The following is a 26,788-nucleotide window of genomic DNA, read 5'->3' as shown; positions in this document are numbered from 1 at the left end:
TGATCTAAGGAGGGTTATTATATGGCCGGACATTCCAAGTGGGCTAATATAAAGCATAAAAAGCAAAAAGAAGATAAGCGAAGAGGTAAATTGTTTTCTAAATTAAGTCGTAAAATAGCTGTAGCTGCCAGAGAAGGTGGCGGAGATCCAGAAATGAATGCAGATCTCAGAATGGCTATTCAAAAAGCTAAAGATAATAATATGCCGAATGATAATATTGAGAGAGCAATTAAACGTGGTACAGGTAATTTAGAAGGTATGACTTACGAGTCTTTTGTTTATGAAGGTTATGGACCAGGCGGAGTTGCCTTATATCTTGATATTATGACAGATAATAGAAATAGAACTGCTTCTGAAGTGCGTCATATTCTTGATAAAAATGGTGGTAATCTAGGTTCTAATGGTTGTGTTTCCTGGATGTTTCAGCGTAAAGGTGAACTTGTAATTGATCTCAATGACTTTGAGGTTGGAGAAGAAGAATTATTATTAGAAGCATTAGAAGCTGGAGCAGAAGATTTAGAATATGGAGAAGAAGAAGCTGTTATTTATACTGATCCAGGTAATTATGAATCTGCCAGAGAAGCTCTGGAAGAAGCAGGTTATGAATTTGAATCAGCAGATTTAGCCATGATTCCTGATAATGAGGTTACTTTAGATAAGAGTGATGCCAAAAAGATGTTGAGGTTAATTGATCAGTTAGAAGATCATGATGATATTCAGGATTTATATTCTAATTTTAATATTCCAGAAGATATAAGAGCCGAAATAGAAGCTGAAGAAGATTAATTAAAAGTTAATCTAATTTTAATTAATTTGTTATAAAATAGATTTAGATTTTAATAAGGGCACTGTTCAGCAGTGTCTTTATTTTTTTGTTTTAATAATTTATTATGTGTGATATAATTATTTCAAACATTAGTTTGAATGGGGTGTGGCATTTGCGAATTTTAGGTATTGATCCGGGGCTGGCAACTATTGGTTATGCCCTGGTAGATAAAGAAACAAATCACTTTGAGGTTTTAGAATATGGAGTTATCAAAACTTCAGCTGACAAAAGTGATGTAGAAAGACTGGAAATTATTCATAGAAATATTGAAGCTTTAATAAAAGAGTTTGAACCAGAAGAAATGGCAGTAGAAGAATTATTTTTTAATAAAAATGTCAAAACAGCAATTGTGGTTGGTCAGGCTAGAGGGGTAATTTTGCTGGCAGGTTCTCAGGCCGGGATAAAAGTGGCCGAATATACTCCGCTGCAGATCAAACAGGCAGTAGTAGGCTATGGAAGAGCTGATAAAATGCAGGTGCAGCAGATGGTAAAATCTCTGCTCAATTTATCTGAAATACCAAGACCAGATGATGCGGCTGATGCCCTGGCTATCTCTATCTGTCACGGCCATGTTTACAGTGCTCATTCTGGATGGGAGGAAAGATTATGATTGGCTATTTAGAGGGAGAGGTAATTGACTCTGAAAGCACAAAAATTATATTAAAAAATAATGGAGTTGGTTATGAGTTAGAGCTGGCAGGCTTTAAAAGGCAGCCCAGAATTGGGGAAGAAATAGAAGTTTTTACATACACTTATGTGAGAGAAGATACATTAAAGTTATTTGCTTTCCCTGAGAAAATGGGCAAAGAATTATTTGAAATCTTAATAACTGTTAATGGTATTGGTCCCAGTGCTGGTTTAAATATAATTAATACAATGCCTGCTTCCAGATTTATTTCTGCCATCATGCAGAAAAGTGAAGGTGTTTTGAAAGAAATTTCTGGTATTGGGCCTAAAACTGCTCAGAGGTTGATTTTAGAACTGCAGAGTAAATTAGAAGACTTTGCTTATCTGCAGAGTAAAAATGGTCAAGCTGAAGAGGAAGATTTTGCCTCTGAGGAAGAACGACAGGATATCGTAGATGCTCTGACAGCTTTAGGTTATAAAATTTCAGAGATAAATAATGCTCTGAGAGAAGTAGAATTTAATGAGGAAGTGGACCTTTCTGAGAAAATCAGATTAACTTTAAGTCAGCTTGGTAAGGAGAGATAATAATGGAAAATGAAAGAAGAGTTGTTTCTCCCAAACAAAAAAAGGATGATAATTCTATTGATAAGGGGTTACGACCTCTCAACCTGGAAGAATATGTTGGTCAGAGTAAATCTAAAGAAAAATTGAAGATTTTCATCCAGGCTGCTCGTGACCGCAAGGAAGCTCTTGACCATGTAATGCTCTATGGGCCACCTGGTCTGGGGAAAACTACCCTGGCCAATATTATAGCAAATGAATTACATGTAAATATTCATCAGACATCAGGCCCGGCGATTGAGCGACCTGGAGACCTGGCCTCTATCCTGACAAATTTACAGCCCAGTGATGTCCTGTTTATTGATGAGATTCACCGTTTAAATAAGATTGTAGAAGAGGTCTTATATCCTGCTATGGAGGATTACTGTCTGGATATAATTATTGGTAAGGGGCCAAGTGCTCGTTCAGTCAGGCTTGATCTGGCACCATTTACTCTGGTAGGAGCTACTACTAAAGCTGGCAGACTTAGTTCTCCTTTGAGAGATAGATTTGGTGTGATCAATAGATTAGAATTTTATGATCAAAATGAGCTGCAGGAAATTGTCATTAGATCAGCAGATATTTTGAATATAGAAATTGTTGATCATGGAGCACTGGAGATAGCTCGTCGTTCCCGGGGAACTCCCAGAATTGCCAATCGTCTCTTAAAACGAGTAAGAGATTTTGCAGAAGTAAAAGCAGATGGTATAATTAACAGGGAAGTTGTGGATGCTGCTTTAAAACTGCTTGAGATCGATGAACTGGGGCTGGATAGAATTGATCATAAGTTGTTGAAAACAATTATGCTTAAGTTTAGTGGTGGCCCGGTTGGATTAAATACACTGGCAGCTGCGATTAGTGAAGAAACTGAAACGATCGAAGATGTTTATGAGCCCTATCTCCTGCAGCTCGGGTTTTTAGAAAGAACTCCCAGAGGTAGAGTTGCAACAGCAAAGGCCTATCAACATCTAAATATCCAACAGAATAATCAATAATTAATTATTTGATTTAGTTAAATGATTTTGGAGGTAATTTTTAAATGAAAGTAGAAGAATTTGATTATCATCTACCGGAGGAGTTAATTGCCCAAAAACCTCTTCCTGAGAGAGATGAGTCGAGATTAATGGTTTTAAATCCACAGGAAAATACAATTGAAGAAGACATCTTCAAAAATTTAAAAGAGTATCTGGAACCTGGAGATATGATTATTATGAATAACAGCAGGGTAATACCTGCCAGGTTGTATGGAGCAAAAATTCCAACTGGAACAGAAATTGAACTCTTATTGTTAAATGAACTTGCTGAAGGACGCTGGGAAGTTTTAGTGCGTCCAGGCCGGAGAGCTAAAAAAGGTGTCAAAATCAACTTTGAAGATATTCTGAAAGCTGAAGTTGTAGAATATACTGATTTTGGCGGCAGAATTGTAGAATTTAGCTGGGATCAGGAAAATTATGATTTTGAAGAAGTGCTAAATAAGCTGGGAGAAATGCCTTTACCACCATATATTAATGAGAAGTTAGATGATCCGGAGCGCTATCAAACAGTATACAGCCAGAAAAGAGGATCGGCAGCTGCCCCTACAGCAGGTCTGCATTTTACAGATCGTCTTTTAGAAGAGCTTCAGAATTATGGTATAATCTTGGATTATATTACTCTCCATGTTGGTCTAGGTACTTTTAGACCGGTTAAAAGTGAAGATATTGAAGACCATGAAATGCATGAGGAATATGCAGAAATTTCTGCTGAAACTGTAGAAAAAATCAAAGAGGTTAAGGAAAAGGGTAATAAAGTTGCTGCAGTTGGAACAACAGTTACCAGAACTTTAGAATCTGCTGCCCGGGATGGTCAATTAAGTGCATATCAAGGCTGGACTGATATTTTTATCTATCCCGGTTATGAATTTAAAGTAATTGATTCTTTAATTACTAATTTTCATCTTCCTAAATCGACTTTATTGATGCTCGTTTCTGCTCTCGCAGGTAAAGAATTTATTTTAAAAGCCTATCAGAGAGCTGTGGAAGAGGAATTTAGATTTTTTAGTCTGGGAGATGCAATGCTGATATTAAATAGGAAGGAAGATTAGTTTGTTCGATTTTAAATTACTTAAGGAAGACAAGAAATCACAGGCCAGATTGGGTGAGATAACTACAGATCATGGCAAAATTGAAACACCAATTTTTATGCCTGTAGGAACTCAGGCAACTGTTAAAGCAATGACCTCCCGAGAATTAAAAGAAATTGGATCACAAATCATATTGGGAAACACCTATCATCTTTATTTAAGGCCCGGTGATGAGCTAATTGCTAAAGCTGGTGGACTGCATCAATTTATGAACTGGGATCGTCCAATTTTAACTGATAGTGGTGGTTATCAGGTTTTTTCTCTGGCTGATCTAAGAGAAATCGAAGAAGAGGGAGTCTATTTTCAGTCTCATCTGGATGGTTCTAAACATTTTATTTCTCCCGAAAAATCGATGCAGATTCAGCAGAATTTAGGTTCTGATATAGTAATGGCTTTTGATGAGTGCCCTCCATATCCAGCTGAGCAGGAATATGTTGAAAATTCATTAAACAGAACCCTGCGCTGGGCAGAAAGATGTAAAAAAGAAATGGAAGGGGCGGAAGGACAGGCGCTATTTGGGATTATCCAGGGGGGAGTTTATCCGGAACTAAGAAAGCAGAGTGTAGAAGAAACAGCAAAGTTAGATTTCCCTGGTTATTCTATTGGTGGTTTAAGTGTTGGTGAGCCAAAGGAAGAAATGTATAAAATGCTTGATTATACAACTCCTTTGATGCCTAAAAATAAACCAAGATACTTAATGGGTGTCGGTACTCCGGAAGATTTAATCGAAGGGATTTACCATGGGATAGATATGTTTGACTGTGTAATGCCAACCAGGATTGCCCGTCACGGACAGGTTTTTACTCATCAGGGTCGAAAAACTATTAGAAATGCAACTTACAAAGAGGATTTTTCTCCACTTGATTCTGAGTGTAACTGTCATGTCTGTCAGAATTATAGTCGTGGTTATATTAGACATTTACTCAAAAGAAATGAAATTCTTGGAGTTAGATTAACAACTTACCATAATCTGTATTTCATGCTCAATCTTGCTGAAGAAATAAGAGAAGCTATTAAAAATGATAATTTTATTAGCTTGAAAGAAGAATTTTATTATAAATATGAATTAAAATAAAAGATTTTCATTCTTTTTAAAATAATATTTCTCATTTAGCAGGAATATTGTAATTATTGTTGAATTAGTTATGAGAGCAAAAAATTAATTAGGAGGATATTTAATGGAATATTTATACGCGATTTTACCATGGGTCTTAATTTTCGGTATTTTTTGGTTCTTTTTAATCAGACCTCAACAAAAACAGAAAAAAGAACATCAGAACATGTTGGAGAACCTTAGTGTTGGTGATAAGATTGTTACTATAGGTGGAATTAAAGGTAAAATAATTAAGCTTAAAGAAAACAATATTAGAGTCAGAGTTTCTTCCAATGTTGATATTGATTTTGTTAAAAGTGCTATTTCAAGAGTCGAAGAAAAAAGTGACAGCAGTAAAAAGATAGAAAATACTGATGAAACAGAAACAGAAAAAGAAAAGGAATAATTTATTTAGTTGAGAACTGGGGGAAATAATGTGAAAAATGCAATTAAAGAGTTTTTGCAATCTTTAGTAATAGCAGGAATACTGGCCTTCTTTATTATTACATTTGTGGCCCAGTCATTTGTAGTAGATGGAAGGTCAATGGCTAATACACTTCAGGATGGAGAAAGATTATTTGTTAATAAATTTATTTACAGATTTCATCCACCTGAAAGAGGAGATATAATAGTATTTACACCTGATGGGGCTCCTGATAAGAAATATATTAAAAGAGTTATAGGTATCCCGGGTGATACTGTCTATATTAAAAATGGGACCACTTATATCAATGGAGAAGCCATCAAGGAAAACTATCTGCCAGAAAAGATGATTGGAGATTTTGGTCCGTATGAAGTGCCCAAAAAAAGTGTTTTTGTTTTAGGGGATAATAGGAACCATAGTGCTGACAGCAGATTTTCCAGTATTGTGGGGTTTGTTGAATATGAAGATATTTCAGGCAAAGCTTTCTGGGTTTACTGGCCTTTGACTGAAATGAGAATCATTGATCATCAGAATTATAATTTATCATTCGAAAATTAATTGCTTATTGTTAGGAGGACATTTATTTAATGAGGTATAAACAAAAAAGAAGAATTAAATTAATTATTATTTTAGCTATAATTGCCTTTGCTGCCTTTTTATATCTTCAGCACGGCATAAATTTAGGACTTGATCTACAGGGAGGAGCCCATATAGTTTTACAGGCTCAACCTACAGAAGAAAGAGAAATAAATGACACTGTTATGAGTGGAATTGTAAATGTTATTGAGCGGCGGGTTAATCAGCTTGGATTAACTGAACCATTGATCCAGCGCCAGGGGAGTAACCGAATAATTGTTGAACTACCGGCAGTGGATAACCCCAATGAAGCAATTAATACCATTGGTAGGACTGCTATGCTAACTTTTAAAAATTCTCAAGGTGAGGTTTTAATGACCGGGGAGGCTATCAAGGATGCTCGAGCTGATCATGATCAGTATGGTAGACCTGTAGTTTCTTTTACTTTAACTGAAGAGGGATCCGAAAAATTTGCTGATATTACAAGACAATATATTGGTAAAAAAATCGGTATTTATCTTGATAATGAGCAGCTTACTAATCCTACTGTTCAGGCTGTAATTGAGGAAAGAGGTCAAATTACAGGTTATGAATCAATTCAGGAAGCGCGAGAAGATGCTGTACTGATTAGAGAAGGTGCACTTCCAGTTCCGGTTGAAGTTATTGAAACCAGAACAGTTGGGCCTACTCTTGGAGAAATTTCAATTCAGAAAAGTATTAGAGCTGGGCTTCTGGGATTATTATTAGTAGCTATTTACATGATATTCTACTATAGGTTCCCGGGAGTTTTAGCTGCTGTAATTCTTGCAATTTATGGTCTGATTTTAATGGGAACAATGGCAGGCTTACAGGCAACACTAACTTTACCTGGTATTGCAGGTTTAATTCTTTCTATTGGTATGGCAGTTGATGCGAATATTATCATTTTTGAACGAATAAAAGACGAGTTGAAATCAGGTAAAACACTTAGAGCAGCTATTGATGCTGGGTTTAAAAGAGCTTATACAACTATTATTGATGCTAATGTAACAACAATTATGACTGCTCTTATTCTGGCCTATTTTACCAGTGGTACAGTTAGAGGTTTTGCTGTTACTCTGGGTATAGGTATTATTGTCAGTATGTTTACTGCCTTTTTTGTTACCAGAAATATAATTGATATTTTTGCTGGCAGTAAATTATTACGTGAAAATAAATCTTTCGGGGTCAGAAAGGGGTAATAAAGTGGATATTTTAGGAAAAAGAAAAATTTGGTATACAATTTCGATTATTGTAATTGTGATTGGATTATTGTTTTTATTAATAAATGGTTTAAATTTAGGTATTGATTTTAATGGAGGAACATTAATAGAATTTAGTTTTTCCGAAAATGTGACTGCCGAACAAGTCAGAGATGTACTCGAAAGAATTGAAATAGCAGCAGATAGCAAAATTCAACAGGCTGAATCCGCTGGTGAACATGGTGTAATAATCAGAACTAAAACTCTGGAGTCGGAAGAAATTGTAGCTATTGATAATGCAATTAAAGATAAATTTAAGTCAGCTGAAATGCTTAGATCCGAGATGGTTGGTCCGACTATTGGGAGAGAGTTAAGAATCAATGCTTTACTGGCTATAATTGCAGCTTCTATTGCAATAGTTGCCTATATTTCTTTCCGTTTTGAGTTTAGATTTGCAGCTGTATCTATAATTGCTTTAATGCATGATGTTTTAATTACTATTGGTATTTTTGCTATTTTAGGTAGAGAAATAAATACTCCCTTTGTAGCAGCTATTTTAACAATTATAGGTTATTCTATTAATGATACAATTGTTATTTTTGATAGAATTCGAGAAAATATGAAGCTGATGCATAAAGTTCCATTTATAAAACAGGCTAATACAGCAGTTGTTGATACCTTACCAAGGTCAATTAATACATCTATTACTACCTTGATTACTATTTTAGCTATTTATTTCTTTGGAGGAGCTTCAATTCAGACATTTATGTTGGCTCTCTTTATTGGAATGTTTGCTGGTACTTATTCCTCAATCTTTGTAGCCAGTCCTTTATTAGTGACCTGGCAGGAAAAAATCAGCAGATAATAACTAGAAAATACTCAAGACTATAACCCCTCCTTAATCATGGAGGGGTTTCTAACTTTAAAAAAGGCTGTGATAATATGGATATGAACTTACCCAAACATTACCGGCATTTTCAACGTTATAGTGAAATCGCACAGATACTTGTTAAAAATGGGCTTGGTTTTATAATTTCTCAGCTAGATTTAAATAAATATTTACCCTTTAGAAAAAGAATAAATACTGCAGAAAGACCAACTGGTAAAATGCTTGCTGTCAGGATTAGAGAAGTTTTACAGGAGTTAGGTCCAGCGTATATTAAATTGGGTCAGCTCTTGAGTACCAGAGCTGATGTTTTTCCTCCAGTATTTATAGCAGAAATGAGAAAACTCCAGGATAAAGTGCCTCCAGAAGATTTTGAAGAAATAGAAAAATTCTTAAAAATTGAACTTAAAGATAAATTTGAAAATGAAATAATTAAAATTGAAAAAGAGGCAGCAGCAGCTGCTTCAATTGCTCAAACACATAAAGTTGTTCTAAAAGATAACAGAAATGCTATTATGAAGGTTAAAAGACCAGGGATTGATAAAAAAATTAGTGTCGATGTAGAGATCATGGAAAATCTGGCCAGACAGGCTGATGAAAGAAATTTATTTAACTCAGTAATTAGACCATTAGAAATTATACAGGAATTTAAAAGGACAATTAAAGATGAGTTAAACTTTAAAGGGGAAATGGCCAACATTATTCGTTTCCGCAGTGATTTTGCTGATAATCCCTATATCACAGCTCCAGAAGTATATTCCGAAATTTCAACTGTTAATGTTTTAATTATGGAAGAAATCAAAGGGATGAAACTTAGGGAAGTTGACCAGAGTCACCCTCATAACAAATTTATTGCTGAACTTGGAGCTAAAGCTTTAATGAGACAGGTTTTGATTAATGGTTTTTTTCATGCTGATCCTCATCCTGGTAATATTTTTATAACCGGGGAGAAAACTATTGCTTATGTTGATTTTGGAATGGTAGGCCGGATCACAGAAGAAGATAGAGATCTAATGGCACTGCTTTTTTATGCCCTGATAAATAAAAAAATAAATGTTTTGATGGATGTAATCTTAATTCTGGGTAGTAAGCCAGATGATTTCAACCGCAGAAGATTTCAGCTTGACATGGAAAAAATTCTTGATCGATATTATGGTAGTGATTTAGCTAATATTGAAATTAAGGCTGTTTTTGAAGATCTGCAGTATTTTATTTATGAACATCAGATTCGAATGCCTCAAGACTTCTTTTTATTATTTAGAGCAATTGCAGTTAGTGAAGGGGTTGGACAGGATCTGGATCCAGATTTTAATGTAGTTGAAGTCGGAAAAAGTTTTATTTCCGATATTTTAGATGATCGGATGCAGGTGAATAAAATTCTCTCCAGAGTAGGCTCTGAAATCTGGAAGTTTGGGCGTAAGAAACATGAGTTAAATAATCAATTAAAAACTGTTTTAAGCAAACTTGTGGAAGATGATTTTACTATTAATTTTAGACATACTAATCTGGAAAATCTCATTTCAAGAATTGACATAATTTCCAATCGGCTTTCTATGAGTTTAATCATTGCCTCCTTGATAATTGGTTCTACTTTATTAATTCAGACAAATATGGAACCGACTGTTTTTAATATACCCCTTCTGGGGTTTATTGGCTATTCTTTTGCAGGAATTCTCGGTCTGCTGCTAGTGATTTCAATTTTCCGGTCTGGTAAATATTAAAAATAACAATAAATAATAAGTTTTGGTGATAATTAATGAATAAAATTTGGAAAATACTTTCTTATCAAGAAAACGCAAGTATAGGTTTTCTAGATAAATTAATGGCTGAGCGTGGTATTAAGTCACAACAGGATAGAGATATATATTTGAATTCAGATTTAGAGTATTTAAGTGATCCATTTCTGCTGCCTGAAATGGATAAAGCGGTTAAGAGAATAAATAAGGCGATTGCAAACAGGGAGAATATTTTGATCTATGGAGACTATGATGTTGATGGAATAACTTCAACCTCGCTTTTATATAGATTTTTTTATAATGCCTATAAGATTAAAGTTAATTATTTTCTCCCCGATAGAATTAAAGATGGATATGGTTTAAATATTAATTCTTTAAAAGAAATTTCAGCAAGAGAAATTGATCTAATTATTACTGTAGACTGCGGAATAACAGCTTTTAAAGAGGCTGAATATTTAAAAGAAATTGGGATAGATTTGATTATTACTGATCACCATACTCCTGCGGGAAAATTACCGTCTGCAGCAGCAGTTATTAATCATCACCTGGTGCAGGAAGAAAATTATTTTGCAGAGGAAATTGCAGGGGTAGGGACTGCTTTTAAACTTGCTCAGGCTTTAAATTCCGGAGTGGTTAAGGAAATGAAAGCTGAGCTTTTACCGATTGCTGCTTTGGGAACAGTAGCGGACATCGCGCCTTTAAAAGATGAAAACAGGATACTGGTTAAAAATGGCTTAAAATTGATTCAGAATGATAAAGTCCCTGGCCTTAAAATATTAATTGAAGAATTAAAACTGGATAAAACTAAAATAAGCGCGGGTCAGATAGGATATATCATTGGACCTCCATTGAATGCAGCCGGAAGAATCCATGATGCTGAAGAAGCATTAAAACTTTTAATTGGTGAAGACGAAGTAAAACTGAGAGTAATCGCAAAAAAATTAATTGAGATTAATAAACAGCGACAGCAGCAGGAAGAAAGAATTTATCAAGCTGCTGAAAAAAAGATTGCAAATATTGATTTAGAAAATAAAAGGTCTATTATTTTAGCTGATTCAGAATGGCATTCTGGAATCATTGGGATTGTTGCTTCCAGATTGTTGGAAAAATATAATTTACCTGTAATCTTATTTGCTGTTGATCAAGAAAGTAATACTGCTAAAGGTTCTGCCCGCAGCATTTCAGCGCTTAATATTTATCAGGCTTTAAAACACTGTCAGTCTGTACTTCTGAATTTTGGCGGCCATAAAGCAGCGGCTGGATTAAGTATTAAGGTGGATAAGATAAATGAATTTAAAGATGTATTTGAAAAATACCTTTTTAAAAATTTGGAAAGAGAAGATTTTTTAAAAACTAGAAAAGTTGATATTAATCTTGATCTATCAAGGGTGAATAAGGAATTTATACGGGGTTTAGAAAAGTTCAGACCTTTTGGGATTGCAAATCCGGCTCCTAAATTCTTATTTAGAAACTTAAAATCTAAAAAATGTTATCAGATGGGAAAAGAAAATAAACATCTTAAAATATATTTAGAAAATGGAATTCAGGCTGTGGCTTTTAACATGGGGGATCAATTTGAAAATATTTCTGCTGCCAGAATTGATTTAATAGCTCAGCCAGAAATTAACCGCTGGCGGGGCCAGGAAAATATTCAGCTAAAAGTAGACGATTATCGTCCTCAAAATGATATTTCTACTGCCTTAGTATTTGAAGAGGATAATTATTCTTTTTATGATTACAGAAATACCAAAGATAAAAAATGGACTTTAAAGAAATTACTTAGTAAAAAATGGCTCAAAAAGGCTGCTGTATATGTTAATCATAAAAAGGAAAATAGTGATTTTACTCAGAACTATTCAGAACATTATTTTTTTGCTAACCAATTCGAACTGCAAAATGATTTTTCACATCTGATATTTTATTCACTACCCTTTTCGTGGGAACATTTTTATGAGATTCTGCAGGGGTTTGAAAAAAATATTGAAGCTCAGTCTATTAAGGTAATACTTTTATTTTCTGGGTCAGACATTGAATATAATAGTAAATTAATTGAACATCTGAAGCAGAAAGAAATAGCAGCAAATAATGAAAACGAATTGGACTTTAAAGGCTCAGTACGATATAATAGATTATCCAGGCGAATGGAAAATTTTATGGTATTTAAAGATTTGATCTTTAAAGAAAATCTATTTGACCTGATTGCAGATGTATCTAATTTTAAGGAGGATAAAAATGAATCTTAGTGACAAAATAAGAAATATACCTGATTTCCCAAAAGAAGGAATCTTATTTAAAGATATAACTCCACTTTTGAGAGATAAGGACACACTCAAGGAAGCCATAGAAAAAATGGCTGATATGTTTAGAGATTATGATATTGATTATGTGGTAGGAATTGAAGCCAGAGGGTTTTTGGTAGGAACTCCTTTAGCTATTGAACTTGATAAAGGTTTTATACCTATCAGAAAACCTGGTAAACTTCCACATGAAGTACTAAGAAAATCTTATGAATTAGAGTATGGTAAAAATGAGATTGAAATACATAAAGATGCAGTTACCAGAGGAGATAAAATCTTACTGGTAGATGATCTACTTGCTACTGGTGGAACCACTCTTGCTGCCACAGAAATGATAGAAGAATTGGGTGGGGAAGTTGTTGGTTGTGCATTTTTATTAGAATTGGATGCACTTACCGGGAGAGAAGTTCTAAAAGATTATGAAGTAAAATCACTTTTGATTGAGTAATATATTTATTTGATTTCTGGATAAATAAAGGAGTATAAATATAGATGGAATTAGATACCTTATTAGATAAAATACAATCTTATATGGATGATCCAGATTTAGAAATGGTTAAAAAGGCCTATCAGTATGCCGAAAGTGCTCATGCTGAGCAATACCGGGTTTCTGGAGAGCCTTTTGTTGAACATCCACTGGGTGTCTCAATTATTCTTGCTGATCTAGAGCTTGATATAGTTTCAATTGTAGCTTCTTTATTACATGATGTGGTAGAAGATACAGGTATCAGCAGTGAAGAAATAGAAAAAGAGTTTGGAGCTGAAGTAGCCCATATTGTGGATGGAGTCACAAAACTAACAAGAATGCAGTTTAAAACAAAAGCAGATCAGCAGGCAGAAAGTTTGCGCAAAATGTTTGTTGCAATGGCCGAAGATATAAGAGTTGTTTTAATTAAACTTGCAGATCGTCTTCATAATATGAGGACATTAAATTATATGAAAAAAGAAAAACGCAAGGAAAAGTCAAGAGAAACTCTGGAAATATATGCTCCTCTTGCCCACCGTCTGGGAATGTCGAAGATAAAGTGGGAGCTGGAAGATTTATCTTTTAGGTATTTAAAACCAGATATGTATTATGAGGTTTCTCATAAAGTGCAGGCAAACCGGAAACAGAGAGAAAAAGATATTCAAGAGGCTATAGAGAAGCTAAAATCAACTTTAGAAGAACATGATATAGATGCTGAAATTTATGGCCGTCCCAAACATCTCTATAGTATCTACAATAAAATGAAACGTAAAGAAGTAGAATTTAATGAAATATATGATTTAACAGCGGTCCGTGTTTTAGTAGAGAATGTAAAAGACTGCTATGAGGTGCTGGGAATAATTCATGAGATCTGGAAGCCAATGCCGGGTAGGTTTAAAGATTATATTGCTATGCCTAAATCTAATATGTATCAGTCCCTGCATACAACTGTTATTGCCCCTAATGGGGATCCACTTGAAGTCCAGATCAGAACTTATGAAATGCATAAAACTGCTGAATATGGAATTGCTGCTCACTGGAGATATAAAGAAGGTAAAGTAGGGGATGATAAGTTTGAAGAAAAGTTATCCTGGTTAAGGAGACTTTTAGAGTGGCAGAAAGACTTACAGGAACCACAGGAATTTATGGAAACTTTAAAAATTGATCTTTTTGAGGACGAAGTTTTTGTATTCACCCCTGAAGGTGATGTTGTGTCACTTCCCAAAGGTGGAACCCCTGTTGATTTTGCCTATCATATTCATACTGAGGTTGGTCACCGCTGTGTAGGAGCAAAGGTGAATGGGAAAATTGTTCCCCTGGAATATAAGCTAAAAAACAGTGACATTGTTGAGATTTTAACATCTAAAAATAGTAATGGCCCTTCCCGTGATTGGTTAAACTTTGTTAAAACTTCTAAAGCTAGAAGTAAAATTAAGCACTGGTTTAAAAAACAGCGCCGGGATGAGATTATAAAAAAAGGTCATCGAATTTTAGATGAGCATCTCGAAAAGCATAATATTGAATTAAGTGAAAAAGAAAAAGAAAAAGAACTGAAAGAAATCACTAAAGAGCTGGGAAGAAAAGATATTGATGATTTATTAGAAGAACTGGGTTACAGCAATATTAGTCCCAAGCAGGTAGTAAGTAAGTTTGAAGACTATGAGCCTGAACCAGATTTTGAGAAAAAACCAGGTCACGGCCAGCATAAATCATCTTCAGTTGATAAAGGTGTTTCAGTCAAGGGTATGGATGATATGCTTGTCAGGATGGCAAAATGCTGCAATCCGGTTCCTGGTGATGACATAGTTGGTTATATTACCAGAGGGCGAGGAGTTTCTGTTCATAGAGAAGACTGCAAAAATCTAAAAAATCTTGCTGAAAGTGAGCCTGAAAGAATAATTGAGGTCAGCTGGGAGCGTGGACGTACAGAGTCCTATCAGGTTGATCTCCGAATTGATGCAGTTAATAAGAGTGCTCTGCTAAATGATATTACTCATATAATTAAAGAGGAAAAAATTAATTTATTATCAGTTATGGCCAGGACCAGTGAGCATAATCGAGCAGTTATTAATTTATCACTGGAACTAAGTTCTACAGAGCAAATGTATGACATAATGAGAAAAATAGAATCAATATCAGGAGTGCTTAATGTAAGTCGAGCTAAACCTGCTTAATCGAGGAGTGAATCAGATGCGAGCTGTGGTACAGCGCGTTAAAAGTGCTAAAGTTGAAGTAGAGTCTGAGATAACCGGAGAAATTGACTCCGGTTTATTGGTGTTCTTGGGAATTGGTAAAGAAGATACTCAGAATGATGCAGATTATCTTTTAGAAAAAATAATTAATCTCAGAATTTTTGAAGATGAAGATGAAAAATTAAATTTATCCGCTCTTGATTTAAATAAAAATTTGATGCTGGTTTCACAATTCACTTTATTTGGAGACTGCAGACAGGGCAGAAGACCCAGTTTTTTTAAAGCTGCACCGCCGGCCGAAGCAGAGAAAATTTATAATTATTTTGTTGAAGAAGCAAAAAAGTCAGAGCTTAAAATTGAAACTGGTCAGTTTCAGGCAATGATGGATGTTAGTTTAGTGAATGACGGTCCAGTTACAATTTTAGTAGATAGCAAAAAGAATTTTTAATTATTGAAATAGGTGAGAATATGGAATTAAAAGAATTTACTGTTGGTGAATTAATGGTTAAAAGTTACCTGGTTTCAAAAAATAATAAAGCTTTTATAATTGATCCGGGAGCAGAGGGAAAAAGATTATATGACTATCTTAAGAATCACAATTTAGAACTCAAATATATAATTAATACTCACGGACATTTTGATCATATAGCTGCTAATGACTTTTTGAAGAATAAAACAGGTGCAGATATCCTGGCTCATCCTGATGCTGACTTAAAATTTAAGGATCCAAAATTGAATTTATCTCAATTATTTATGAATCAAAAGATTATTTCAAGACCTCTGGATAGATCATTGACTGAAAATGAAGAAATTATTTTTGAAGGTTTAAAATTAAAGGTTTTTTATACTCCAGGCCACAGTCAGGATGGAATATCAATTTATCTTCCCGAAAAGAAAGTGCTTTTTTCCGGAGATTGTATCTTTGCAAATGGTGTTGGCAGAACTGATCTGGAAGATAGTAATCCGGCTCAGCTTAAAAATTCTATTGAAAAGAAATTGTTTAAGCTTCCAGAGGACTGCACATTTTATCCCGGCCATGGCCCGAAAAGTACTCTAAGTGTTTTCAGAAATAGAGTCTGGCCTGCTATGAGTTGAGGTTTGACATCTAAATTTTAATAGGTTAAAATTATTAAAGATTATATTTTAATAAGGGACTAATTTCTAAGTAGTAATTTTTATTTTAAAAAATATTATATTTAAGAGAGGGGAGTGTAAGGTTTTGTTTGATACTTTACGCGATAACAGTAAAATTATTGTTTATATAGTTGTGATTATTTTTGTCATTTCCGGAGGTTTTATGGGTTTTGGTGCTTATTTGAATAGACAGAGTGGGGGCGGCGGCCAGGCTTCAAATCAGACGCCGGCTGTAATTGCAGAAGTAAATGGTATGGAAATTTCGCAGCAGGAATACTATTCACTTTTACAGCAGCAGGCACCACAATCTAATCTGAGCAGCAGCCAGATTATACCTTTTAGATACAATGTTTTAAATGCTTTGATTGAAAGAAAATTAATTATGGCTCAGGCAGAAACACTTGATATTAATGTCGAGGTTTCAAAATCTGAAATAGATGAAAACTACAAGAATATTTTAGATCAAAACAAAATGACTGAGGAAGAGTTAACCGCGGCTTTATCTAAACAGGGTTATACTCTTGGGGAATTAAGAAGCGATATTAAGTCTAATTTGAAAGAAAGTAAGACTATAACTAAAACCATTGATAAATCAGTTGGAGAAATTAAAGTAAGTGAACAGGAGATAAAAGATTTATATAATAAAAAATATCCTGAACCTGAATCAGAAACTAAAGCGGCAGAAAATAATACAGACTCAGAATCCAGTCAACGTCCTGCTCTGTCAGATGTAAGGTCTGATTTAAAAAGTGAAATTAAAAATAAAAAAAGAAATGAGGCTATAAATAAATGGTTAAAGGATTTAAAAGCCTCTGCTGAAATAACTATTAACAATCCTGTGTTAAGTGCTTATCATGCCTTGCAAAATGAAAATTATACTACTGCTGTAGAAAAGTTCTCTGAGCTGGTGAAACAGGAAGAAACAGATCCCATATTTTACACTTATCTAGCCCGGTCCTATAAGCAGCAGGATAAATTTGACCAGGCAAAAGAAGTATATGAGAATGCAATTAAAGCTTTTCCTGAAAACAATAATTTAAGGATTAATTATGCTCAATTCCTGGCTGATCAAAATAACAACGAAGCAGCTATTACCCAGCTGGATAAGGTTGCTGCAGCAGCAAAAGATGATTTTATGACTCATTATCAGCTGTATATGATGTACAGCAGATTAGGAGCTGAAGAAAAAGCTAAAGCTGAAATGGAAGAAATCCAGCGTTTAAGTAAGCAAATGCAATCTAAAAATGTACCTTCAGTCCCTGGTGAGAATGATGAAGAAAATACTAATAATACAGATGTCAAAGATGCGGCAGAAGAATCCAATAATAAGATAGAAGAAAGTAGTCAGGGAAACAGTAAATAAAATTAGTTTTTAATTTAATAATCAAGATTACAATCTACCAGTTTTAGTTCTAAATGACTTTAACTGGTAGATTTTCTAAAAATAGTTAAAAATTTTAATAAATAAAATAGTAGGTGAAATAAAATGAAGTTTAATGCTCCAAGAGGTACTAATGATATACTTCCCCCTGATACATTAAAGTGGCAGTATATTGAAAAGAAAACACATGAGATATTTTCAAACTATAATTATCAAGAAATAAGAACTCCTATTTTCGAATATACAGAACTTTTTCAGCGGGGTATTGGTGAGGTTACCGATATTGTTGAAAAAGAAATGTACACTTTCGAAGATAAGGGTGGTAGAAGTATTACCTTAAGACCAGAAGGAACAGCTTCTGTAATCAGGTCATTTTTAGAAAATAAAATTTATGGTCAGGCTCAGCCTACAAAATATTATTATATTGGACCGATGTTTAGATATGAAAGACCTCAGTCCGGCAGATTTAGACAGTTTCATCAGCTCGGGGTTGAAGCAATAGCTTCTAATGACCCGGCTCTTGATGCAGAAATTATTTCTCTGGGTATGCGTTTACTGCAGGGATTTGGACTTGATGACTTAGAGCTTCATTTAAATAGTGTTGGCTGTGGTGAGTGCCGACCATCTTATGTAGATAAATTAAAAGATTACTTAAATCAACGCAAAGATCAATTATGTGATAACTGTAAAAGTAGAATTGATAGAAATCCACTGCGGGTTTTAGACTGCAAAAATGAAAACTGTCAGTCTGTAATCAAAGAAGCACCTAAAATTACCGATAATCTCTGTGAGAGTTGTACTGATCACTTTGATGAGGTGCAGGAGTATCTTGATATCCTGAATCTTGATTATATAATTAATCCTCTGCTGGTAAGAGGTTTAGATTATTATACTAATACAGCTTTTGAAATTAAAGACAATGCTCTGGGAGCCCAGAATACTGTCTTTGGTGGAGGGCGTTATAATGGTCTGGCTGAAGAAATCGGAAAAAGAGATCTGCCGGGTATTGGTTTTGCTTTAGGGATTGAGAGATTATTACTTTCTCTGGAAGCAAAAGATATTCAGCTGCCTGTAGAATCAGGTGTTGATCTATACATAACAGTAATTGGAGATAAAGCCAAAAAGGAATCTTTTAAACTACTTGATCAATTAAGAAATCAAAATTTTAGAACTGAAATGGATTATCTTGATCGTGGTGTTGGTTCTCAGATGAAATCAGCTGATCGTATGAATGCCGAATTTACTATAATTATTGGAGAAGATGAACTAAATAACAACTCTGCTACAATCAGAAACATGAAAAGTGGAGATGAAAAAGAAATTCAATTAAGTAATTTATTAGAAGAAATGAAGAAGCTAGTAGATAAGGAGGAAATTTAAGATGGGTGAAACAATTAAAGATTTAAAGAGAACCCACCTTTGTGGAGAAGTAAGTAAGGGAGATAACGAAACTAAAGTAACAATCATGGGCTGGGTCCAGAAAAGAAGAGATCATGGTGGAGTTATCTTTACTGATATCAGAGATCGTTCCGGGATAATACAGGTAGTTTTTAATCCTGATGCTGGAGAAGAGTTATTCGAAAAAGCTGACTCTCTTCGTTCTGAATATGTTGTTGCGATTACAGGTGAAGTCGAACCAAGACCTGAAGGGAATATAAATCCGGAGCTTCCAACAGGTGAAATTGAAATTAAAGCCGAAGAATTGAGGGTTTTAGATGCTGCCGAAACTCCTCCGATTCAGATTGAAGATAACATAGATACTGGTGAAGATGTAAGACTGAAGTATAGATATTTGGATTTAAGAAGACCTAAAATGACAAAATTGATGGGTCTAAGACATCAGGTTACTAAAACTACCAGAGATTTTCTAGATCAAAAGGATTTCTGGGAAATCGAAACTCCAATTTTAACTAAGAGTTCCCCCGAAGGAGCTAGAGACTATCTGGTGCCAAGTAGAGTAAATCAGGGACAATTTTTTGCTTTACCTCAGTCTCCTCAAATTTTTAAACAGTTATTAATGGTTTCAGGTATGGAAAGGTATTTTCAGATAGCTCGCTGTTTTAGAGATGAAGATTTGAGAGCCAACCGCCAGCCAGAATTTACTCAAATTGATATGGAAATGTCATTTGTAAATCAGGAAGAGGTAATGGAAGTCACTGAAGGTTTAATGAAAGAATTATTTGCAGTTGGTGATATTGAAGTTCCGGCTAAAATTAAGAGAATGACCTATCAGGAAGCAATAGATCGTTTTGGCTCTGACAAACCTGATCTGCGTTTTGGCATGGAACTTAAAAATTTATCTGAAGTTGTTAAGGATAGTGACTTTAATATCTTTAGCGGTACTGTCAGTAGTGGTGGTCAGGTAAAAGGGATTAACTTTAAAGGTGGCGCTGATTCTCCCCGGAGTACCATTGATGGTTTTGAGGAATATGTAAAAATGTTTAAGGCTAAAGGTCTAGCCTGGATGGCCTTAAGAGAGGATGAACTTAAGTCACCGATAGCTAAGTTTTTAGCTGAGGAAGAAATTGAAGCAATCAAGAAAGTTATGAACGCTGAAAAAGGAGATTTATTATTAATTGTAGCTGATAAACCTTCTGTTGCTGCTGCAGCTTTAGGTAATTTACGCTTAAAGATTGCAAAGGAAAATAATCTAATACCAGCTGAAGTTTATAAATTTGTCTGGATTGTAGATTTTCCATTGTTTGAATATGATGAAACTGAGGATCGTCTGGCTGCACTTCACCATCCATTTACTGCTCCTGCAGAAGCGGATGTTGAAAAATTAGATAGTGATCCTGCTTCCGTAAAATCTAAAGCTTATGACCTTGTTTTAAATGGAGAAGAATTAGGTGGAGGAAGTATTAGAATAAATAATCACAAGCTGCAGGAAAAAGTATTTTCTGTACTATCTATCAGCGAGGAGGAGCAGCAGGAGAAATTTGGTTATCTGCTGGAAGCTTTTGATTATGGTACCCCACCCCATGGTGGAATTGCTTTTGGGCTTGATCGTTTAATGATGATTATTGGCCGAACTGATTCAATTAGAGATGTAATCGCTTTTCCTAAAACTCAGAAGGCAACTTCACCGCTGACAAATGCGCCTTCTAAAGTTGATAAAAAACAGCTGCAGGAACTTGGGATTTCTATTCGTTCTTAGCGTTACTGCAGCAATTTTTTGCTTGCAGATTTTAGCGATATATGTTAATATTATTTATAGAAAAGTAAATATCATCTGCCGTGTTCGATAATGATTAAACATTTTGACCAACACTTAGACATAGGGAGCCTGAGCTCTACCTGCGGCGTAGAAGCCTTCAATGGACCTATAAACCAGGTAGGAGGGCACCCACTTGGCAGACAGGGATCAAAATTCCAAATCAACCGGCACGGCGGATGAGTATTCAGCTAACCTATTTTAGGTTAGCTTTTTTCTTATCTAGTATATTTTTTGATAGAATTTTAATTATAGGCCTGGATAATTTTTATTTTGCAGAAAAATTGGTTTTCTGCTATTATAGATTTAGAATTTAATACTAAAATTGAGGTGAATTTTATGCAGGAAAAAAAAGAATTAAGAGAAAAATATTTAAAAGAGAGATCACAAATTTCTCAAAATAAGATCAGCAGCTGGAGCAAAAAAATTAATAATCGTTTTTTAGAGCTAAATCATTTAAAAAATGTAAAAAAAATTATGGCTTATGCTTCAATGCGCAAAGAAATTGAAACCTTTGATTTGATGGAAGAATTATTAGACCAGGGTTTTCTATTATATTTACCATATACTAAAAAAGATGTTATTGATCTCGGAACAGCAAAGATAAACGATCTTGATTCTGATTTAAAAGAGGGAGTTTATGGAGTGCAGGAACCTGTTCCTAAAATTAGAGATGAAGAAGTTCCAGAAGATCTTGATCTAATAATTGTTCCGGGAGCCTGTTTTACTCATTGTGGTTATAGAATTGGTTATGGTGGTGGCTATTATGATAGTTTTTTAAGCAAACATGCAAACAAGGCACTCAAAGTTGGTTTTTGTTATGATCGTTTTCTGGTAGATTCTATTCCTGTTGAAGACCACGATGTATCAGTTGATATTATAATTACCGAAAAAGAAACAATTAAGACAAATTAATTGAGGTGAAATTGTGAACCTTTTTGAAAACAAGAACACTCAAGAAAATAAAAATGACCGTCCTCTGGCTTATAGAATGAGACCCCGCAGTCTGGAAGAATTTTATGGACAGGAAGAAATTGTGGGAGAAAATAAGCTTTTGAGTAGGGCTATTAAAGCTGACCGGCTCCAGTCTCTAATTTTTTATGGACCACCCGGCACGGGAAAAACAAGTCTGGCTCAGGTAATTGCCAACCAGACTGAAGCGGAATTTATAAAATTAAATGCAGTTACTTCTGGGGTTAAAGATATTAGGGAAGTTATAAAAAAAGCTAAATCTAATCGTAATTTGTATAACAATAAGACTATTCTTTTTATTGATGAAATTCATCGTTTTAATAAATCACAGCAGGATGCATTATTACCGTCTGTAGAAAATGGAACAGTAATTATGATTGGTGCAACAACTGAAAATCCATATTTCGAAGTGAATTCTCCTCTGCTGTCACGATCCAGAATTTTTAGATTAGAAAAATTAAATAGTAAACAGGTATATTCAATTCTAAAAAAAGCTCTCAGTGATCAGGAGCGGGGACTGGGAAAATTAAATGTTGATATTTCGAATAAAGACCTGGAATTTATTGCTGAACTTGCCGATGGGGATGCCAGGGTAGCTTTAAATACTCTGGAATTAGCGGTCTTAACCACCCCAGCTGATAAAAATGGAACTATAAAACTTAACAAAGAAATAATTGAAGATTCAATGCAGAAAAAAATATTAAATTATGACCGCTCTGGAGATAACCACTATGATATTATTTCTGCTTTTATTAAAAGTATGAGGGGTTCTGACCCAGATGCAGCTATTTACTGGCTGGCCAGAATGATTGTTAGTGGTGAAGATCCTAAATTTATTGCCCGTAGAGTCGTAATTCATGCAGCTGAAGATGTCGGAATGGCAGATCCAACTGCTTTAATAATTGCTGAATCTGCAGCCAGAGCAGTAGAACAGATTGGTTTTCCAGAAGCAAAAATTCCGCTTGCTGAAGCAGTTATTTATATTGCTACTGCCCCAAAGAGTAATTCGGTAGTTAAAGCCATCAGCAGTGCTGTAGAATATGTAGAAAACAATAAAGCTGGAGATGTTCCACCTCACCTTAAGGATAGCCATTATGCTGGAGCTTCGGATCTCGGTCATGGTCTGGATTATAAATATCCTCACAGTTATTCTAAAAATTACGTAGAACAGAATTATCTGCCAGAAGAAATGAAAAATGTTTCTTTTTATGAACCAGGAGAGATGGGCAGAGAAAAAAAGACTGCTAAATTTTTAGATTATTTAAAAAACAGTGGTAAAACAGAGGATGAAAACTAATGTCTATGCTTAAAAAAAGACCAGCTAAAAATATGGAAGTTAGAAACCAGGTTAAGGATAGCAAGTTTTACGGCAGCATTTTTGCAGTTGAAGGTAGAGAAGAGGCTGAAAAACGAATTGGCGAAATTAAAGAAAAATATTCTGATGCCAGCCATAACGTTTCGGCGTTCCGGGTGGAAAGTACAGAATTAGACCGGGATCCGGTTGAGTATTTTGATGATGATGGTGAACCTTCGGGTTCATCGGGCCCACCTATTTTAGAAGCCATTAGAGGTGAAGCTCTTCTTAATACAGTAATAGTTGTAACCAGATATTTTGGAGGTACAAAATTGGGAATTGGTGGCTTGATCAGAGCTTATGGTGATACAGCAAGATTGGCTATCAGTGAGGCAGGAGTTGAAACCTTAAAAGAATTTTATTTAATTGAAGTTAAAACTTCTTTTGATAAAATTGGTATTGTTTTAGGGCAACTAGAAGCTTTAAAATCTGATATAAAAAATACTGAATATAGTAATCAGGGGGCAGTTGTAACAGCAATAATTCCAACAGATATTAAGGAGAAACTTAAAAATATTCTCCAGGAAAAAACAGCTGCAGATTATGATTTAAAGATAATAAAGAGTGTTTTTAAATAATATAAGATATTTGAAGAATCAGTATTGACACTGTTTTAGTCATATGTTAAAATTAGTTGAAAGTTGATAATTAATGTCAAGTTTATATGAGGTGAAAATATGAGAGTATCAACTAAAGGAAGATATGGACTACGGGCAATGGTGGACTTAGCAGAACATGAAGAGGGAAAAGCTATTCCAATTCGGGAAATTTCTGAAAGACAGAACATTTCTGAGCAGTATTTAGAACAATTATTTGCAACGTTAAGAAAAGCGAAATTAGTAAAGAGTGTTCGAGGAGCTCATGGTGGCTATATGCTAAATCATGAACCAGAAGATATTAGTGTTGCTGATATAATAACAACTTTGGAAGGTCCAATTGCTCCTGTAGATTGTGTAATTGAAGATGATTTTTGTAATTATATTGATAAATGTGTAATTCATGGTCTCTGGTCTGAACTTGCAGATGCAATTAATGGTGTGATAGAGAATATGACTCTTGCAGATCTGCGGGATAAAGCTATAGAAGAGAAAAAAAGAGAAGAAAAAACAGAAAAAGAGAAAATAGAGGTTAAATAAAATGAATGACATATATCTGGATCATGCAGCAACTACTCCTGTGAATCAGGAGGTAAGGGAAGCAATGAAACCATTTCACAGCAAAATTTTTGCTAATCCAGCCAGTTCACACCTTCCAGGTCAAAAATCAGCTGCAGCTCTAGAAGATGCTCGAGAAGCAGTTGCAGAACTATTGGGAACTAAAAAAGCTGAGGAAATTGTTTTTACAGCTGGAGGAACTGAGGCTGATAATCTGGCACTAAAAGGTGCAGCAATGGCTCTTTCTGATCAGGGAAAACATATTATAACTTCGGCGATTGAGCACCATGCTGTTTTAAAAAGCTGTGAGTACCTGGAAAAACATCTTGATTTTGAAATAACATACCTGGGAGTAGATCAGGATGGTCTGTTAGATCCTCAAAAACTGCGTAATAATATTCGCAAAGACACAATTTTAATTTCAATTATGTTTGCTAATAATGAGATAGGGAGTATTCAGCCAATTAAAGAACTGGCCGCTATTGCGGCTGAAAATGATATTTTATTCCATACAGATGCGGTGCAGGCAGTGGGACAGCTCAAAATAGATGTTAATGATTTGGGAGTAGACCTGCTTTCACTTTCAGCTCATAAATTTAATGGCCCCAAAGGAATTGGAGCTCTTTTTGTGCGTAAAGGTGTTGAGTTAACTCCCCAGATGTCAGGAGGAAGTCAGGAAAGGAAAAGAAGAGCTGGCACAGCTAATCTGGCTGCTGCTGTAGGAATGGGGAAAGCAGCAGAAATTGCTGCTGTTAATTTAACTAAAAAAAGAAAAGAATTAAATTTACTTAGAGATTATTTTGTTTCTCAACTTAGATCAAATTTTGATAATTTTAAAATCAATGGACCTGCTCCTGAAAGTGAGAATCGTTTACCTGCTAATATAAATATTGCATTTAAAGATCTGGATGGGGAATCTATATTATTTAATTTAAGTCTAAATAATATTGCTGCAGCTGCAGGTTCTGCCTGTGCATCAGGTTCATTAAGTGTGTCACATGTATTAAAAGCTATAGGATTAGAAGATAAATATGCTAAAGGTTCAATTAGATTTTCTCTTGGTAAGGGTAATAATAAAGAGGAAATAGATTATGTAATTAAAAAATTAAAAGAAATTATTGTTAGATTGAATTCATTAAAATAAGAATAAATTTTATAAGGGTGTAAATAATGAAAAAAGTGATGATTGCAATGAGTGGTGGTGTGGATAGTTCTGTTGCTGCCGCTCTGTTAAAAGAAGAAGGTTATGAAGTTATCGGTGGAACAATGCATATTTTCCCTGATTATGAAGAGGCAACTGATAGGGAAGATCACTGCTGTTCCTATTCTGCTGTTAGAGATGCAAAGAGAGTGGCTCAAAAGCTTGAGATACCTCATTTTGTATTTAATCTGCAGGAAGAGTTTCAGGAAAAAGTCATCGACTATTTCGTGGATGAGTATAGGCAGGGGAGAACTCCTAACCCCTGTGTAATGTGTAATAAAGAAATAAAATTTGAGGCACTTCACAGAAAAGCGATTGAAATTGGTTGTGATTATATAGCCAGTGGTCATTATGCGAAAATAGAAGCAGAAAATGGACGATATATTTTAAAAAAGGGTTCAGATGAAAATAAAGATCAAAGCTATATGTTATATGTTCTTAATCAAGAACAGTTAAGCCAGACATTATTTCCCTTAAGTGAATATACTAAAGATGAAATTCGAGCTAAAGCTAAAGAATTGGGCTTTGCTGTGCATAATAAAGCAGAAAGCCAGGAAATTTGTTTTGTGCCTGATGATGATTATGTAAGATTTTTAGATACAAACTATCCTGAAATTTCTAAATCAGGTCCTATCTTAGATAGTGAAGGTAATCAGGTAGGTACACACGAAGGACTTTCTCATTATACTATTGGCCAGCGAAGAGGTCTGGGTATCTCTATGGGTTATCCAATTTATGTTACAGCTTTAGACTATAAAAATAATGCTGTAATAGTTGGTCAAGATGAGTCAGTATTTAGTGATGGGTTAATTGCGGAAGATATTAATTTTATTCCCTTTGAAAATATTGAGGGACGGATGGAAGTAGAAGCACAAATCAGATATAATAGTTATCCAGTAAAAGCTTATATTGAAAAAACAGATAAAGATGAGTTGAAAGTTGAGTTTGAAGAAGCTCAAAGAGCGGTAACTCCAGGACAGTCAGTTGTTTTTTATTTAGATGATTTAGTTCTTGGGGGCGGAATCATTAAAAAAAGTTTTTGAAACTCTTGACAAAGAGATTAAGCCTTGATAAGATAATAAACGTCGCACAGAAAGTAAGTTCTTTTATAGAACATAAAAATCAAGGCTTTTAAATTTTTTTCTAAAAAGTTCTTGACAAAGTGAGGCACAGTTGATAAGATATTAAATGTCGCTGATAAATAAATGCGGCAAAATATGAACCTTGAAAATTAAACAGCAAGCCAACGTTAATATACTTTGAGTGTTAAAACTTAAAAGTAATTATAGTTTAAAGCTTATATTAAATAATAT

Annotated in this window: 25 protein-coding genes and 1 other RNA gene; all 26 read left to right on the top strand. The window is 34.6% G+C overall.

The genetic code is table 11. From position 1 onward, the window contains the following. Nucleotides 1–21: 21 nt before the first annotated feature. Nucleotides 22–786 carry a YebC/PmpR family DNA-binding transcriptional regulator gene (locus tag DFR79_RS11545; RefSeq protein ID WP_133515637.1) on the top strand — a complete coding sequence of 255 codons (765 nt, stop codon included), beginning with the start codon at nt 22–24 and terminating at the stop codon, nt 784–786. Nucleotides 787–938: 152 nt separating this feature from the next. Next, nucleotides 939–1,436 (top strand): crossover junction endodeoxyribonuclease RuvC, encoded by a 498-nt coding sequence (gene ruvC, locus DFR79_RS11540; RefSeq protein ID WP_133515636.1) that lies wholly within the window; start codon nt 939–941, stop codon nt 1,434–1,436. Beyond that, nucleotides 1,433–2,038, top strand: coding sequence for a Holliday junction branch migration protein RuvA (gene ruvA / locus DFR79_RS11535; RefSeq protein WP_133515635.1), 606 nt, complete (start codon nt 1,433–1,435; stop codon nt 2,036–2,038). The genes ruvC and ruvA overlap by 4 nt, the downstream gene beginning before the upstream one ends. A 2-nt stretch (nt 2,039–2,040) precedes the next feature. Beyond that, the gene (gene ruvB / locus DFR79_RS11530) at nt 2,041–3,048 is read left to right on the top strand and encodes a Holliday junction branch migration DNA helicase RuvB (protein ID WP_133515634.1); all 1,008 of its coding nucleotides are present in this window, start codon (nt 2,041–2,043) and stop codon (nt 3,046–3,048) included. Nucleotides 3,049–3,092: 44 nt separating this feature from the next. Next, nucleotides 3,093–4,136 (top strand): tRNA preQ1(34) S-adenosylmethionine ribosyltransferase-isomerase QueA, encoded by a 1,044-nt coding sequence (gene queA, locus DFR79_RS11525; protein ID WP_133515633.1) that lies wholly within the window; start codon nt 3,093–3,095, stop codon nt 4,134–4,136. Between the two features lies 1 nt (nt 4,137). Continuing rightward, a complete protein-coding gene (tgt, locus tag DFR79_RS11520; RefSeq protein WP_133515632.1) occupies nt 4,138–5,250 on the top strand; it encodes a tRNA guanosine(34) transglycosylase Tgt in 1,113 nt (370 codons plus the stop codon). A 103-nt stretch (nt 5,251–5,353) separates the two neighbouring features. Then, nucleotides 5,354–5,674 (top strand): preprotein translocase subunit YajC, encoded by a 321-nt coding sequence (gene yajC, locus DFR79_RS11515; protein WP_133515631.1) that lies wholly within the window; start codon nt 5,354–5,356, stop codon nt 5,672–5,674. A gap of 30 nt (nt 5,675–5,704) precedes the next feature. Beyond that, nucleotides 5,705–6,250: a signal peptidase I gene (gene lepB / locus DFR79_RS11510; protein WP_133515630.1), complete on the top strand. Its 546-nt coding sequence runs from the start codon at nt 5,705–5,707 to the stop codon at nt 6,248–6,250. A gap of 29 nt (nt 6,251–6,279) precedes the next feature. Beyond that, nucleotides 6,280–7,488, top strand: a complete 1,209-nt coding sequence (gene secD / locus DFR79_RS11505) for a protein translocase subunit SecD (RefSeq protein ID WP_133515629.1) — start codon at nt 6,280–6,282, stop codon at nt 7,486–7,488. Between the two features lie 4 nt (nt 7,489–7,492). Further along, nucleotides 7,493–8,353: a protein translocase subunit SecF gene (gene secF / locus DFR79_RS11500; protein ID WP_133515628.1), complete on the top strand. Its 861-nt coding sequence runs from the start codon at nt 7,493–7,495 to the stop codon at nt 8,351–8,353. A 77-nt stretch (nt 8,354–8,430) separates the two neighbouring features. Next, complete coding sequence (locus DFR79_RS11495) at nt 8,431–10,095, top strand: ABC1 kinase family protein (protein WP_133515627.1); 1,665 nt, start codon at nt 8,431–8,433, stop codon at nt 10,093–10,095. Between the two features lie 35 nt (nt 10,096–10,130). Beyond that, nucleotides 10,131–12,353, top strand: coding sequence for a single-stranded-DNA-specific exonuclease RecJ (gene recJ, locus DFR79_RS11490; RefSeq protein WP_133515626.1), 2,223 nt, complete (start codon nt 10,131–10,133; stop codon nt 12,351–12,353). Continuing rightward, nucleotides 12,343–12,855, top strand: a complete 513-nt coding sequence (locus tag DFR79_RS11485) for an adenine phosphoribosyltransferase (protein WP_133515625.1) — start codon at nt 12,343–12,345, stop codon at nt 12,853–12,855. The genes recJ and DFR79_RS11485 overlap by 11 nt, the downstream gene beginning before the upstream one ends. A 44-nt stretch (nt 12,856–12,899) precedes the next feature. Continuing rightward, nucleotides 12,900–15,047: a RelA/SpoT family protein gene (locus DFR79_RS11480; RefSeq protein ID WP_133515624.1), complete on the top strand. Its 2,148-nt coding sequence runs from the start codon at nt 12,900–12,902 to the stop codon at nt 15,045–15,047. 16 nt (nt 15,048–15,063) lie between these two features. Further along, nucleotides 15,064–15,513 (top strand): D-aminoacyl-tRNA deacylase, encoded by a 450-nt coding sequence (dtd, locus tag DFR79_RS11475; protein ID WP_133515623.1) that lies wholly within the window; start codon nt 15,064–15,066, stop codon nt 15,511–15,513. 20 nt (nt 15,514–15,533) lie between these two features. Next, nucleotides 15,534–16,160 carry an MBL fold metallo-hydrolase gene (locus tag DFR79_RS11470; RefSeq protein ID WP_133515622.1) on the top strand — a complete coding sequence of 209 codons (627 nt, stop codon included), beginning with the start codon at nt 15,534–15,536 and terminating at the stop codon, nt 16,158–16,160. Between the two features lie 124 nt (nt 16,161–16,284). Then, nucleotides 16,285–17,562, top strand: a complete 1,278-nt coding sequence (locus tag DFR79_RS11465; RefSeq protein WP_133515621.1) for a SurA N-terminal domain-containing protein — start codon at nt 16,285–16,287, stop codon at nt 17,560–17,562. A gap of 123 nt (nt 17,563–17,685) precedes the next feature. Continuing rightward, a complete protein-coding gene (hisS, locus tag DFR79_RS11460; RefSeq protein WP_133515620.1) occupies nt 17,686–18,960 on the top strand; it encodes a histidine--tRNA ligase in 1,275 nt (424 codons plus the stop codon). 1 nt (nt 18,961) lies between these two features. Then, nucleotides 18,962–20,737 carry an aspartate--tRNA ligase gene (gene aspS / locus DFR79_RS11455; protein WP_133515619.1) on the top strand — a complete coding sequence of 592 codons (1,776 nt, stop codon included), beginning with the start codon at nt 18,962–18,964 and terminating at the stop codon, nt 20,735–20,737. A gap of 69 nt (nt 20,738–20,806) precedes the next feature. Next, nucleotides 20,807–20,980: non-coding RNA, 6S RNA (gene ssrS, locus DFR79_RS11450), on the top strand. A gap of 153 nt (nt 20,981–21,133) precedes the next feature. After that, on the top strand, nt 21,134–21,709 hold the full coding sequence (locus DFR79_RS11445; protein WP_133515663.1) for a 5-formyltetrahydrofolate cyclo-ligase: 576 nt from the start codon (nt 21,134–21,136) through the stop codon (nt 21,707–21,709). A gap of 13 nt (nt 21,710–21,722) precedes the next feature. Further along, complete coding sequence (locus tag DFR79_RS11440; protein WP_133515618.1) at nt 21,723–23,063, top strand: replication-associated recombination protein A; 1,341 nt, start codon at nt 21,723–21,725, stop codon at nt 23,061–23,063. After that, nucleotides 23,063–23,698 (top strand): IMPACT family protein, encoded by a 636-nt coding sequence (locus tag DFR79_RS11435; protein ID WP_133515617.1) that lies wholly within the window; start codon nt 23,063–23,065, stop codon nt 23,696–23,698. The genes DFR79_RS11440 and DFR79_RS11435 overlap by 1 nt, the downstream gene beginning before the upstream one ends. Before the next feature lie 99 nt (nt 23,699–23,797). Continuing rightward, on the top strand, nt 23,798–24,256 hold the full coding sequence (locus tag DFR79_RS11430) for an RrF2 family transcriptional regulator (protein ID WP_133515616.1): 459 nt from the start codon (nt 23,798–23,800) through the stop codon (nt 24,254–24,256). A gap of 1 nt (nt 24,257) precedes the next feature. Then, nucleotides 24,258–25,418 (top strand): cysteine desulfurase family protein, encoded by a 1,161-nt coding sequence (locus DFR79_RS11425; RefSeq protein ID WP_133515615.1) that lies wholly within the window; start codon nt 24,258–24,260, stop codon nt 25,416–25,418. A gap of 26 nt (nt 25,419–25,444) precedes the next feature. Beyond that, complete coding sequence (gene mnmA, locus DFR79_RS11420; RefSeq protein ID WP_133515614.1) at nt 25,445–26,518, top strand: tRNA 2-thiouridine(34) synthase MnmA; 1,074 nt, start codon at nt 25,445–25,447, stop codon at nt 26,516–26,518. Nucleotides 26,519–26,788 lie beyond the last annotated feature (270 nt).

It is taken from the genome of Halanaerobium saccharolyticum, assembly GCF_004362045.1.
In the GTDB taxonomy this organism is placed as follows: domain Bacteria; phylum Bacillota; class Halanaerobiia; order Halanaerobiales; family Halanaerobiaceae; genus Halanaerobium; species Halanaerobium saccharolyticum_C.
This window is presented reverse-complemented; position numbering and strand designations above follow the sequence as displayed.